We start from the raw sequence: 13267 nt of genomic DNA on the forward strand, positions 1-13267 counted from the left end.
ACTCGGCGCAGAGGCGCGAACTCCGATCAGCTCGCGCCGATCATCGACAGGTCTGGCGTCTCGATCGACTCGATCGTCAGCTCGATCTCCCCGCCCGGCAGCTTGACCTGGGCCTTCTCGCCCTTGCCAAGTCCCAGGAGTCCCTGGGCCAGCGGCGCGCGGTACGAGATGACCTGGGTGCCCAGCACCTGGTCACTGTCCCACGGACCGAGGATGAGGACCGTCGAGGTCTCGCCCGAGCCGTTGTCGCTGTAGGTCACACGCGTACCCGGACACACCGTGTCCTCGATCATCGCGGCCTCTTCGATGAGGTCGGTCGAGCGAAGCTCTTCCTCCATCTCCATGGCGCGCGCGGTGAGGTTGCGCTGCTCTTCGATGGCGGCTTCCCACTCGGAGTTCTCCGAGAGGTCGCCGAACGAAGCGGCGCGACCGATCGCGTCCTGGTTCTCGGGGATCTTGACCTCGCGGATCTCCTTGAGTTCGCCCGAGCGGCGACGAAGACCGGCGCGCGTCGTCCAGATGGTCGACCCTTGCCAGAAGAACCCGCCGTCCTGGGCGAAGAACTGACGGTCCTTCGACAGCGCGATCTCGGTGATCAGGTTGTCGATCTCGCTGTCGACGCCACGGCTCGCCGTCACGTTCGCGCTGCGCAGTGCCGAGATGTCGGCCGCTGCGAAGAGACGTTTGAGGATCGGCTGGCTGCCCTTCGTCAGGAAGTCCGTGAGACGTCCCGAGATCCGGGTGAGCTGCGGGTTGCCCCGACGCTCACGGAACGTGTTCTGGGCCAGGGCCAGAAGCGCCTGTCCACGCTGCACCGGCGTCGGCATGTCCTCGTGGACTTCGCAGTCCTCGAACTTGTCGGCGAGCACGATCATCAGCGTGGGGTTGCGCAGCGGACGAGCCAGGAGGCCCGAGTAGTGGTTGCGCAGGTCCTCCTCGCGACCGGCCGTCAGCAGACGCTCGACGAGCGGCCGGACCTGGCCGGGCGCCGCGTGCTGAAGGTGGGGGAGGACCTCCTCGACCCACGTGCCATCGTCCTCGGACTCAGCCGCAGCCTCTGCGGAATCGTCACCCGATTCATCCGCCGAGGCACCGTCGTCGTCCGAGTCATCGCTGGATGCGGCAGCTTCTTCGGCTGCCAGCGCCGCGTCGGCCTCTGCGCCCTCTTCGGTCCCGATCGCGTCGATCGTGGCGTTCGCTTCCGCGAGTTCCGCGTCCACGACCTCGAGGGCCAGTTTGGCTCCGCCCGAGCCGAAGAGTTCCGGCAGGATCGATACGGAACGCTCCTGGTCCTTGGCGCCCGGAAGTGCCTGGAACAGCTTCCAGATCTCCGGTGGCTGCGAAACGTCAGGCGGCTCCGGTGCTTGCAGCACCTCGTAGAGCACCTTGCGCATGAGCTTGGGCGACTGGCCCGTCTTCTCACGAAGGAAGAGCCACGCGGCGAGGCGCTCGGGCAGCGGCTCGGTCTCGAGCTTCGCGGCGTTCTCGAGCTCCTCGATCGCGATCTGCTCGAGGTTCTCCTCGACGCCTTGACCCACGAAGAGGTCACGGACGCGCTGGTGCACCTCGCTCAGGTTCGTCGAGCGCTGAAGGATCCGGCGCAGGCCTTCACCCGGGTCGGTCTTGACGAGCAGCTGCGTGACGAGGGACTTCTGCGGCGTACCGCTGACCTCGATCTCGTCGGAGTTCTCCGCCAGCTTGCGCGCCTTGCGCCACCATGCCGACCAGGCGCTGCCCTCGATGCCGATCTGCATCATGGCCGTCTTGATCGTGGTGGTCGTCGCCCGGCCATTGTGGCGCGTGAGGATGGCGTTCAGCGCCTCGATGGGATCCGCCTTGACCTCTTTCTTCAGAGCCTCGGGGTCCTTCAGCGCGCGCGCACGGAGGTCGCCTTCGCCCAGCGGGTCGAAGATGTCCATCGCCGCCGACAGCGGGAAGTTGTCCGTGCGTCCGTTCCAGAACTTGACGCGCAAGGTCTCCTTGTCGATGTCCATCTCCAGGACTTCGCCGACGCCCCAGCCGCCAGGGTGAAACAGCGTCGAGCCGGGCTGGAACGCGACCAGCTTGGCGAACTTTCGCCAGGGCTTGCGCAGGTCCGAGGCACCTTGCTTGAACCCGGTCGCTTCCTGGAAGACCGGGTACCACTTTTTGTCACCCCAGGCCTTGGTGGATGCTTCGATGAGTTCGTTGACGAGTTCGCCGGGGTTGCCGCCAGCGGCGAGCGTCGACCCGAGAATCAGGGCGGCATCGTCGGCGCGGCCCGCTTCGATCAGGGTCGTCGCGTGCTCCTTGGCCTGGGGAACCAGGCGGCCAGCGCGCTTCTTTTCTCCGGCTAGCTTGACGGCAGGCAGAAGCTCGTCGATGGGGCCGCCTGACTGGCGTAGCTCGGCCCAGGCATCATCGAACTCTTGCCACATCTCTTTGGTGGCCAGAAGGGGGAGACTCATGTGTGGTTGGGGCGGTTGCTGACTCAGCCAGTCAGCAGTGGGGCCGTCGGGTCCCTTCGCGCGGGCGGGGGCCCGTGGGAAGAGTCGACGGTGTCGGGGACAGCGGACGCCGGATGCGGCGAACGCGTAATCGATCCTAGGCGCTCAGAAAAAAATCTGAACAGAAAGCGCCCCCGTGAATGCATGTAGCAATCACGGAGGCGCGTCAAGGAGTATGCAGGGGGGCCGCGCAGGGGTCCAGCATTTGTTTCCTCAACCTTATTTTGCAGGCTCCCCCGTGGCGCGTCGCTGCGGGGAAGTCAGTCGACGGCGAGAACCAGCCCCTTCAGGTACCTCGACCGACCGAAGTCGGGACGCTGGGGGTGATCGGCGGACGCACCCAGGACTTCAATCAAGCGGACGTCGCGCTCGGCACGACGCGCGGCCTGGAAGACGATCCCGGCGAAGGAAGGCAGGTCGAGCGCCCCCGAGCACGAGAAGGTCGCGACGATACCGCCGGGTGCCACGGCCCCGATCCCGAGGGCGTTGAGGTCCCGGTACTTGGATTTGGCCTGCTCGAGGTCCCGCTTGCCCTTGGCGAGCTTGTGGGGATCGAGAATGACCGCCCCGGGCCTGCGGCGCGACTGATTGACCTCACGGAGCACATCGAAGGCGTCCGCGTGGTGAAACTCGATCTCGACGCCGTTGTGCCGAGCTGCCTCCTGGGCCCTGGCGAGCGGTTCTTCGTCCAGATCCACCGCCGTCACGCTGCGCGCTCCTCCCAGCATCGCCGGGATCGCGAAGCCGCCCGCGTGGCAGCAGAGGTCCAGGAGATCGCGCCCACGCACGTAGCTCGCCATCTTCACGCGGTTGTCCCGCTGGTCGCAGAACCAGCCGGTCTTGTGGCTCTCCCCGGGATGGACCAGGAACTTGGCGCCGAATTCCGAGATGTATCGGGGCGCCACGGTGTCGCCTTCGGCCCCCGGATCGCTTTCCGGAAAGCCCTCGGCCCCGCGGGCCGTGCGGGCGAAGCGGTGGAGGACGGCGTGCCCCGGGAAGAGTTCCCGGAGGACCGCTTCCACGTCCCCGCGCAGGTTCCAGAATCCGAGGGAGTGGTGCTGGCACACGAGCGCATCGCCGAGTTTGTCCACGATGAGACCGGGCAGGTCGTCCCCCTCGGCGTGGATCACCCGGTACGCATCCGTCACCTCGTCCAGGCGCAAAAGCTTGCGGCGGAGCCGCAGCGCCGACGCGATCTGGCGCCTCAGGAACTCCCTCGGACGGTCCAGATCGGTCCTGCGCCCCCGCGAGAGCATGCGAACCCGAATGTCCGAGGTGGAGTTGTAGAGGCCATGGCCGCAGAATCTCCCCTCACCATCGATCACCTCGACGATGGATCCGTCCGGCGCCAGGCCGCCTCCGTACCCCGCGTTGGGATCGTCCATGAGCCGGGCGTAGATCCACGGGCCCTGCGGAAGGCGTTCTAGCGCCACATGCACCTGTGCGTAGTCGGACATGGCGCGGATGCTACGGGTTTCCAGCCCCGGCCTGTGTCCCTTCCTGTCCCTCTTCCCGTCTCCCTCCCTTCACCTGTCCCATGCACGTACTCCTCCTCGAAGTCATCGCCCTCGTCGGAGCCACCGTCCACACGATGGAGCCCGCCACCGCTCCCATCGAGGGAGCGACGGTGCTGATCGAGGACGGCGTGATCCTCGAGGTCGGCGCCGACGTCGCGGTGCCTGAGAACGCCGAGATCGTCGACCTGACCGGGCTCCATCTCATCCCGGGCCTCATGGATGGCTCGGTGACCTTCGACGCCGAGCACGACGCCCTCTATCTCTCCGCGGGTATCACGCTGGTCCGAGATTCCGGGTCGCCGATCGGACAGATGCTGCCCGAGTCCACCACCAGCATGCGGGACCGCCAGCCGGGCCCGAATCTCCTGGTCGCAAGCCCGGTCTTCTCCTCCGGCGCGACGGCTACGCGCGAGGACGCGTTCCTTCTCGACGAGCCCCAGAAGGCCGCGGAGCAGATCGCCGAGCTCGTCGGGCTGCTCCAGAACGCCAGCGCCCACGTCGACTACTTCGTCTTCGAGCGAGGCATCCAGGCGCCCCAGCACTCAGTCGTCTGCGGCGCGGCCGGCCCCTACGGAGTCGACGTGTGGGGGCCGCTGCCGGAGAGGCTGAGCCTCGAGGATGCTCGCGCGGCGGGCCAGCGCTCACTCATCGGGCTCGACTCGCTCCTCAAGAAGGGCCAGCGCTTCGAGACCTTCGAGTCCGACGAGGCCTTCGATCGCTGGATGAAGGGCCAGGTGGGGACCCTGAAGGCAGGGGACTGGCGCGTCGAGCCGTTCCTGATGGGGACGGCCCGCATCCTTCGCACGGCCGCGCTGGACGAAGAGCCCGAGGCGCTCGGGGCCCTCGGCGGGCTCTATCGAACGATCTGGCGCACCGACATCGAGACCTTCGGGATGCTGCGAGCGGGCGACGCTCTCGGTCCGGTGGAGCTCTCGCTGGAGCGACAGCGCCGTTTCACCAAGGCCCTGTTCGACGCGGGCGTTCAGCTCGTCCCCGCGAGCGGCGCGCCGAGCGGCGGGATCGCCCCGGGCGCGGGTCTCGTCGACGAGCTGGAGGAGTGGAGCCTCGCCGGCATTCCTGCCGAAGCGATCCTCGACCTCGCCATTCCGAAGTCGGCCCAGGCCCTCGGCGTCCGGACGCAGTTCGGCCAGATCACCCCCGGTCGCACGGCGAGCCTCATCGCTTGTGCCAGCGACCCGCGCCGATCGGTCACGGCCCTGCGCGAGCCCGAGGTCGTCGTGGTCCGGGGCCGTGTGCTCGAGCGATTCCACCTCGATGAGGCCGTCGATGCGCTGGTCAAGCGCCAGACGCGGATCGAGGAGCAGCGCTCGCGCCCGATTCTGGTCGAGGCTCCTCCGATGCCCGATGGCGAGGTCCTCGTGCAGGGCACGGCGGACCTGATGGCGTACGGATCGCGCACGGCGATCGAACGCTACACGGTCGTGAAGATGGCCGACGGCGGGATGGCCTATGGCGCGCGCGTCCTGGTGCTTCCCACGGGCAAGTCGCTGGCGCGCGAACTGCTGCTCGTCCAGATCATCCGCGACGGCCTCGTCGAGGCCTTCGACCTGACGCTCGTCGAACTCGACGCTTCCGGCAAGCCGGTCCTGTTCGAGAACGACCAGCCCGCGTTCGCGGCGCGGGGCAGGCTCGCCGAGGCGACGCGCAAGCTCGCCATCTCCCGCTATCGCACCGGCATCGAGATCGACTCGAAGGCCGCCGAGGAGGCGATCGCCGCCATCGACGGCAGCACCGCCATCCTCGGCCTCATCGGGGCGTATCACTTCCCGGTGGGCAACAGCTTCGTCGCCGCGTTCGACGGGGTCGCCATGGAGCCGCTGGTCGATCGCGTCCGCATGGACGTGAGCGAGGAGGACGGCCGCATCTCGATGAACGACACGCGCGGCGCGCGGGTCTACGGCTTCGGTCCCGGTGGCGAACTCCGTTTCGCGGCGCGGGCCCAGGCGGGTGGGCGCCTCGACCTGCAGCCCGGCACCGCGCTGGGGGACCGAGCCGTCTCCGAGCTAGAGCTTCCCGAGGAGCGCCTGTTCACCGGCGACGCGGACACCTGGTACCAGACCGGCGCCGCGGCGCCGAAGGAGGCGGGGGCGGCCAAGGACGCGGAAGGGGCCGGCCAGGGAACCGGGGCAGCGGGGGACGGCAAGTGATCGATCGTCCAGGGCGTTTCGCCACCGAGATCAATCAGTCCGTCCCCGTCGCGGGGGACGGCGAGTTCGAGCCGCTGCGGCTGGGCGCAGGTCAGGTGTCCGAGGCCGGCGTGCTACCGGTCTGGCCGCCGGTCGTGCTGGCGCCGATGGCGGGGGTCACGAACCTCGCGTTCCGCTCGCTCTGCCGCGAGTACGGCGCGGGCCTCTACGTGTCGGAGATGATCACGGCCCGCGGTTACCTCATGGGGAACCGCCTCACGAACCTGCTCGCCTCGTCCTCGCCGGACGAGAAGCCGCGCTCGGTCCAGGTGTACGGCGCGGACCCCGTCGACCTCGGCGAGATGGTGAAGAGCCTCGTCGACGACGGCGTGCATCACCTCGACATCAACATGGGTTGCCCGGTGCCGAAGGTGACGCGCGCGGGCGGTGGCAGCGCCATCCCGGTCAAGCCGCGGCTGCTCGCGCGTCTCGTGCGCGCGATGGTCCAGAACGCGGGCGACGTGCCCGTGACCATCAAGATGCGCATGGGCATCAGCGACAGCCTGCTCACCTACGAGGAAGCCGGGCGCGCGGCCGCCGGCGAGGGCGCCTCGGCGGTCGGCCTGCACGCGCGGACCGCGTCGCAGCTCTACTCCGGAGAGGCCGACTGGTCCGCGATCGGCCGGCTCGTCGAGATCCTCGACGTTCCGGTGCTCGGCAACGGCGACATCTGGGAGCCCTACGACGCGCTACGCATGATGCGGCAGACGGGGTGCCACGGCGTGATCGTGGGGCGCGGCTGCCTGGGGCGCCCGTGGCTCTTCCGTGAGCTGAGCCAGGTGTTCAACGGCGAGGAGCCGGACCTGCCGCCGAACTTCGGCCAGATCGTGGAGATCATGGTGGACCACGCGAACCGCCTGATCGACGTGTTCGGCCCGGTCGTCGGCATGCGCCAGATGCGCAAGTGGACGGCGTGGTACACGAAGGGCTTCCACGGCTCGGCGGCGGTGCGCGGGAACCTCATGCGGATCCACACGGTCGCGGACCTCGTCGAGGCCGTGCGGCCGCTCGATCCCGAGGAACCGTTCCCGGTGGCGGCACTGCGCGCCCAGCGCGCGAAGGGGTCGAAGACGCAGTCGGTGAAGCTTCCCGAGGGCTACCTCGACGACCTCGACGACGACACGCCGCCGAAGAGCCCGCGTAGCGTCGAGGAGATCGAGGCCTGGGAGAAGGCGCTCAACGGTGGTTGATTCCAGGGACTCGGGAGCCGTGCACGACGTCCTGATCGTGGGAGCCGGTGCGGCGGGGCTCTGGTGTGCGCAGGCGCTGGGCCAGGCCCGTTCGGCGAGCGGGGCCGAGCGACTGTCGGTGGTCGTGCTCGAGAAGACGCCGCGGACGGGCACCAAGGTGCTCGCGTCCGGTGGCACCCGCTGCAACGTCACGACGACCCATGGGCCGGACGAGGCGGCGCGGCTCTTCGGGACGCGCGGGGAGCGCTTCCTGCGCCACGCCTTTCGGGAGCTGACGCCGCAGGCCGTGCGCGCGCAGTTCGAGGACTGGGGCGTGCCGATGGCGGAGGCGCCCCTCGACAAGATCTTTCCGGCCGAGGGCAACGCGCGGGACGTGCGCGATGCGCTGGAGGCCGCGGCGCGCGCCGTGGCCGAGATCCGGCTCGGGAGCGAGGTGAAGTCGATCGGCCGCGACGGGGACGCCTGGGCGGTCCGGGTGGCGGATGGATCCGTGCATCGCGGTCGCGCGCTGGTCCTCGCGGCGGGCGGCAAGAGCTATCCGTTGACGGGCACCACGGGGGACGCCTACCCGTGGCTGAGGGAACTCGGCCTGGACGTGGTCGATCCGGTGCCTGCGCTCGTGCCGCTGGCCTCGCCGGAGGGCTGGGTTCACGAGCTGACGGGGCTCGCGTGGCAGGGCGGGGAGGCCCAGCTGGAGAACGGCGAGGGCAAGGTGCTCCAGAGGCGGCGCAGGCCGCTGCTGTTCACGCACAAGGGCATCTCAGGGCCGGCCGCGATGGACGTGTCTCACCACGTCGCGCGCGAGGCCGAGGAGCACGGGGCCGCGAGCGGCTACCGGATCCGCTTCGACTTCTACCCGCACCTCGAGCGCGAGGAGATTCGCGCCGAGCTGGTGAAGGCGGCGGGGATGCCGGGGAACCCGAGGCTCCAGAAGGCGATCGCGAGACTCGCGATGGGGCCGATGCCGCGGCGGATGTTCGACGCGGTGGCGCTGAAGGCCGACGTCGATCCCGGGGTCACGGTGGGGGCGCTGCAGAAGTCCCAAAGGCACGCCTTCGTCGAGACCCTGAAAGGGCTCAGCATCGAGGTCACGCATCCGCTCGGCTGGGACCAGGCGGAGGTGACGGCGGGGGGGCTGAACCTGAAGGCGCTGAATCCGCGGACGATGGCGGTCAACGGCCACGACGGGCTCTTCGTGATCGGTGAGCTCCTCGATGTGAACGGGCCCATCGGCGGGCTCAGCTTCCAGGCGGCCTTCGCCACGGCCGAGCTGGCCGCGCGGGCTCTCGCCTGACGCAGATCAATCTCCTTCGCCGAAGGCCCCGTACTCCTTGAGGATCCCGTGGAACGTGCGGCGGGTCCAGGCCCTGGATTCGTCGAGGGCCCGGATCCTCGCGAGCGCGCGTTCACGGATGTCCTTGGAGCGGTCGACCTTCTTGCCGTCCTTCTTCCACCAGGCGTCCCACTTCTTGTCCTCGGGAAGGTACTCGGCCATCTTCTCGGGGTCCGAAACCTGGACCTCCCAGAAGCCGTGCAGGCGAACCGCCGCGGCCTCGTAACCGCCCGGCAGGATCGGCGTCCCCTGGAGGTAGCACCTCGCGAGCGAGGTCCGGAGCGCCCGGTACCGCCGCAGGGGCGTGAAATGTTCGGCGATCCGCTTGTAGAGCGAGTCCTGCTTGGACACCGGCGCCTTCCAGGTCTTCCAGTCGTCGTCCAGGGTGTGGACAATGCCGAGGCACTCGACGTCCGGCATCTCGATCGTTTGACCGGAGGACCAGGCGTCGTAGAGGGTCACGCGGCGGTAGGCGTTGCCGCTTCGATCGGAGTAGGCGTGACCGAAGGCGAACGCGGCGTCCTTCATCTCGCCCAGGTCGAGCTGCCTTTCGACCAGCGCCTCGATGAGGTCGCTCATGGGGCTGAACCCCGCGGCCGCTGTTCGGGCGATGCGTTCGGGATCGTCCCACTTCTGCACCTGGACGATGGTCTGACGCGCCCAGTCGTAGCGGAACGCGACTTCCATTTCGCGCTCGTTCCAGGCGCCGCGGAGAGCCTTGACCTTGGCGCTGTGGGTGGAGCTCGTGAGGTCCACGAAGCGGCGTCGAATGATCCGGACCGGTGTATGGATCGCGGTATCGAAGACGGGTGGATCCTCGGCCGCGGGCCAGTCGAAGGCGTCGCCCTCGAAGCGCACGTAGACGAAACGTTCCAGTTCGGCGCGGAAGTGGGTGGCGCGATCGCACTCGGCGACGAACCATTCGATCGTGTCGGCGCGATCGGTTTCAGAGAGGCTGAGCCAGGCCTGGACGAGTTCCTCGTTCGTGGGACCTGTGTCCTTCTTGGACTCCTTCTGTCCGAGCGTGAGCGTGGAGCACGCCAGCGCGATCAGAAGGGTCGTGATCCTCAGTGCGATCTGCATGCCGACAGTCTGACATGCGGCGCGGTGAAAAGAAGAACGGGGCGAGTCCGAAGACTCTGCCCTGAAATGAAGAACGGGGCGAGTCCGAAGACTCTGCCCAGAAATGAAGAACGGGGCGAGTCCGAAGACTCTGCCCGGAAATGAAGAACGGGGCGAGTCCGAAGACTCTGCCCTGAAATGAAGAACGGGGCGAGTCCGAAGACTCTGCCCTGAAATGAAGAACGGGGCGAGTCCGAAGACTCGCCCCGCGGGAGGGTGTGACCAGAACAGGGAGGGGCGTTCCGATCACAAGGCGACTTTCGTCGCCCTTGGAGGCGCAGCAACCTTTCGTGTCTGCCATCCAGCGGGCTCATCCACAACCACCGCACAGTGGTGGACGGGCCGAGGGGGGTGCTGGGGGCAGGACACGCACGGGCGCGCCTCACCGCACAGAGGAACACTACCCCCAGACCCGGTCGGGTCGGTGAATGAGGGGGGAAAAAACGGAAGCGATTCCTGGCCCGCACCCAAACTGGGGCTGGAGAGACGGAAAAAGCGGCCTGATGGGCCAAAAATCGCGGGGCATGGACATTTTGCCCCATGCCTCACGGGAAGATTCCCTATCGACTCCCACCACGCCGGCGACGCTTCCGACGGCGCTTCCGGGTGCGAGTCTTCCTGCGCTCGTCGTCGATCTCGTCGGCGGGAGCCGACTTGGCCCGCTCCCAGCGCTCACGCCACCCCTCGACGAGGTCGCGACCGACCCCGCGAGACTGGCTGTGGAGCTTGAAGAGTTCGTACGCGTCCGGGAACTCCTCCGAGCGCGCGAAGAGCACCTCGGAGAATCGCTCGGGCGGGCTCGTGAAGTTCTGCTGCGCGACCAGGATGCGGCGCGCGCTCGCGAAGTCCTTGCGCGAGAGCCGCGCCGCAGCGGACATCGGCTCGAGCACTTCCCACGCGACCGTCGATCGCGTGCGCGCGTCGAGAACCTCGACGGCCTCATGCCGATCGTACTCCTCGTTGATCGCCAGCTGGAACGGCAGCAGAAAGAGCGTCGCGATCAGCAGCCCCGAGGACGGCGGATCGTTCGGCTCGGCCTGAACCCTCGCATCGAGCGCGGAGAGCAAATCCCAGAAGGGCTCGGCGCGCTCCGGAATATCATCTTCCAGGCCGAGATACTCCTCTAGCTGGGGGATGAGCACGGCGAGAGCGTTGACGTCACGCAGCATCTGGAAGGCCGAAGACGAGGTTCCCGACCGCGTCAGGCGCATGATCTCCTCGAGCACGCGCGGCGGCGCGGCCTTCTCGAGGTCCTCGGAGACGTCGCACATCGCGTTCCAGGTCGGATCGTCGATTTCGAGGTCGAGGCGCGTCGCGAACTTGATGGCGCGAAGGATCCGCACCGGATCTTCCGCCATGCGAACCTCGGGATCGCCGATGGTCGTCAGCATTCGCGCCTCGAGGTCCTTGAGGCCGCCGACGTGATCGAGGATCTCGTGGGTCGTCGGGTCGAGGAACAGCGCGTTGACGGTGAAGTCGCGGCGGCGAGCGTCCGACTCTGCGGTCCCGTACTCGTTGTCGTCCACGATCAGAAGATCGTCGTCGTCGCTCTGCGCCTCGTCCTGGGGCGCAGCGCGGAAGGTCGCGGTCTCGATGATGTGGTCACCGTAGAAAACGTGGGCCAGCTTGAAGCGCCGACCGATGATCCGGCAGTTCCGGAAGATCCGGCGGACCTCGGAGGGGCGCGCACTGGTCGCCACGTCGAAATCCTTGGGCTGGCGACCGATCAGGAGGTCCCGCACGCAGCCACCGACGAAGTAGGCTTCGTACCCGTGCTGCTGGAGCCGTTTCACCACGCGGGTGGCGTCGCGGTCGAGTCGGTCGGGATCGATCGTGTCCGCAGGAATCCGGGGGACGTCCACCTTTTTCTTGCTGAGGCGCCCTCGCTGGCGCCGAACCACGTCGGGGGCGTCGTGAATCTGGGTCCTCGGCTTGCGGCCGCTGCCCGACCTACCGCGTGTGTTTGATGTTCGGCGACTCATGGATCGAGCCGGATCATAGGAAGAGTGGGGCCCCTCCGCACACGACCAAGTCTCACTCTGGGCGGGTGGGGGGTGACTCCCGAATCAAGCGCCCCAGCACTTCCGCCGAACTCCCTGGTTGCTCCGAGGCTCCCGCTTGGCTACTCTTCCGTTCAGAAGGGCAGTAGCTCTAATGGTAGAGCGGCTGATTCCAAATCAGTAGGCTGGGGGTTCGAATCCCTCCTGCCCTGCCACCCTCCTTCTGTCGTGGCTCAGGACCGCCTGAGCTGCCTCCTCCCGGGTGGCGCGAGTCGTCTCGCCTGCGCGAGTCCCTGCCCAGGGGCCTCCCGCCGGCGGCATGCCTGCGAGTGAGGGCCGCCGGCCTCCGGTCGCAGTACAGCCTTCCTCCCACTCACACTCGAATCTGCTCGGCGCGCGCCGGTGACCATGACCTTTGATCACGATGACGCAGGTGCCGCTTCAGGCCTGCCAGAGGACGACGACATCGATGTCGCCGGCGGGGCCTTCGAGGATGACATCGACCCCGATCTCGATTCCGAGCTGGGCGATGCCGCGATCGATCTGGAGGATGAACTCGACGTCGATGACGACGACGACGACGACGATGACGGAGAGGACGACGACGATTCGGATGACGATGATTCGTCGGACGATGACGACGACGAGGACGCTCCCAAGAAGAAGAAGGCGAAGTCCAAGAAGCGCAAGGGCTCGGACGAGGATGAGGAGATCGAGCATCCGAACACGCCCATTCCAACCAAGAAGAAGATGCGCGCCGCCCTGGACAAGGCATTTGCCGGCCAGGACGACATCGACGACCGCCTCCTGGACCTCTTCACGAACCACGCGATCGCGCTCCTCGAGGCCAACCGCCTCATGAACCTGACCGCGATCATCGAGCCGGAAGAGATCGCGGTGAAGCACTACCTGGACTCCTGGCGCGTCACGCGGATGATTCCGCTCGTCGCCCGCCGGATTCTCGACCTCGGCAGCGGGGGCGGGTTTCCTGGCCTCCCGGTCGCCATGGCGGAGCCCGACTGCTCGATGATCCTCTGCGAGGCCATCGGGAAGAAGGCGAAGTTCCTGGAGGAGGTCGTGGCGAAGCTGGGCCTCAAGAACGTCCGCGTCGAGCACATGAAGGCCGAGGACTACCTCGCCACCGAGCGCGTCGACCTCGTGCTGATCCGGGCCGTCAGCTCGGTTCGCGAGAACGTCCGAACGCTCCGCAAGGTTCGCCACTCCGTCAAGGACGTGGTGATGCTCAAGGGGAACTCCTGGGGCCGCGAGGTCCGTGCCGCCGAGCGCGAGGCCGAGCGCCTCGGGTTCAAGCTGGACACGGTCATGGAGCACGAGCTTCCGGAGGAAATGGGCAAGCGAGCCCTGGTCGTGTACCGCGCCCCTGGCGGTGACGGGCTGTAGCTCGGCATCGT

At 67.7% G+C, this 13267-nt stretch carries 8 protein-coding genes and 1 tRNA gene; 5 read left to right on the top strand and 4 right to left on the bottom strand.

Annotation, left to right across the window (positions count from 1 at the left end; genetic code table 11):
• Positions 1-26: 26 nt before the first annotated feature.
• Together Poly30_RS13635 and Poly30_RS13640 are read right to left on the bottom strand one after the other, a co-directional pair.
• The gene (locus tag Poly30_RS13635; RefSeq protein ID WP_145198181.1) at positions 27-2447 is read right to left on the bottom strand and encodes a GreA/GreB family elongation factor; all 2421 of its coding nucleotides are present in this window, start codon (positions 2445-2447) and stop codon (positions 27-29) included.
• Positions 2448-2746: 299 nt separating this feature from the next.
• A complete protein-coding gene (locus Poly30_RS13640) occupies positions 2747-3943 on the bottom strand; it encodes a class I SAM-dependent rRNA methyltransferase (protein WP_145198183.1) in 1197 nt (398 codons plus the stop codon).
• Between the two features lie 80 nt (positions 3944-4023).
• Between Poly30_RS13640 and Poly30_RS13645 the strand changes: the two genes are divergently transcribed.
• From Poly30_RS13645 to Poly30_RS13655, 3 genes are read left to right on the top strand one after another with little or no spacing between them, the layout of a single operon-like run.
• On the top strand, positions 4024-6171 hold the full coding sequence (locus Poly30_RS13645) for an amidohydrolase family protein (RefSeq protein ID WP_145198185.1): 2148 nt from the start codon (positions 4024-4026) through the stop codon (positions 6169-6171).
• The gene (gene dusB, locus Poly30_RS13650; protein WP_419191360.1) at positions 6168-7400 is read left to right on the top strand and encodes a tRNA dihydrouridine synthase DusB; all 1233 of its coding nucleotides are present in this window, start codon (positions 6168-6170) and stop codon (positions 7398-7400) included. The genes Poly30_RS13645 and dusB overlap by 4 nt, the downstream gene beginning before the upstream one ends.
• Positions 7393-8694 (top strand): BaiN/RdsA family NAD(P)/FAD-dependent oxidoreductase, encoded by a 1302-nt coding sequence (locus tag Poly30_RS13655; protein ID WP_145198187.1) that lies wholly within the window; start codon positions 7393-7395, stop codon positions 8692-8694. Before dusB ends, Poly30_RS13655 begins: the two co-directional genes overlap by 8 nt.
• 6 nt (positions 8695-8700) lie before the next feature.
• Here the strand turns inward: Poly30_RS13655 and Poly30_RS13660 are convergent, their stop codons facing one another.
• The gene (locus Poly30_RS13660) at positions 8701-9816 is read right to left on the bottom strand and encodes a hypothetical protein (protein ID WP_145198189.1); all 1116 of its coding nucleotides are present in this window, start codon (positions 9814-9816) and stop codon (positions 8701-8703) included.
• Positions 9817-10415: 599 nt separating this feature from the next.
• Positions 10416-11837 carry a polynucleotide adenylyltransferase PcnB gene (gene pcnB, locus Poly30_RS13665; protein WP_145198191.1) on the bottom strand — a complete coding sequence of 474 codons (1422 nt, stop codon included), beginning with the start codon at positions 11835-11837 and terminating at the stop codon, positions 10416-10418.
• Positions 11838-11994: 157 nt separating this feature from the next.
• Between pcnB and Poly30_RS13670 the strand changes: the two genes are divergently transcribed.
• Together Poly30_RS13670 and rsmG are read left to right on the top strand one after the other, a co-directional pair.
• Positions 11995-12070, top strand: a tRNA-Trp gene (locus Poly30_RS13670).
• A 193-nt stretch (positions 12071-12263) separates the two neighbouring features.
• Positions 12264-13256, top strand: coding sequence for a 16S rRNA (guanine(527)-N(7))-methyltransferase RsmG (gene rsmG / locus Poly30_RS13675; protein ID WP_145198193.1), 993 nt, complete (start codon positions 12264-12266; stop codon positions 13254-13256).
• The last annotated feature ends 11 nt before the right edge of the window (positions 13257-13267 follow it).

The organism is Saltatorellus ferox, from assembly GCA_007751475.1.
Taxonomy (GTDB): domain Bacteria; phylum Planctomycetota; class UBA1135; order UBA1135.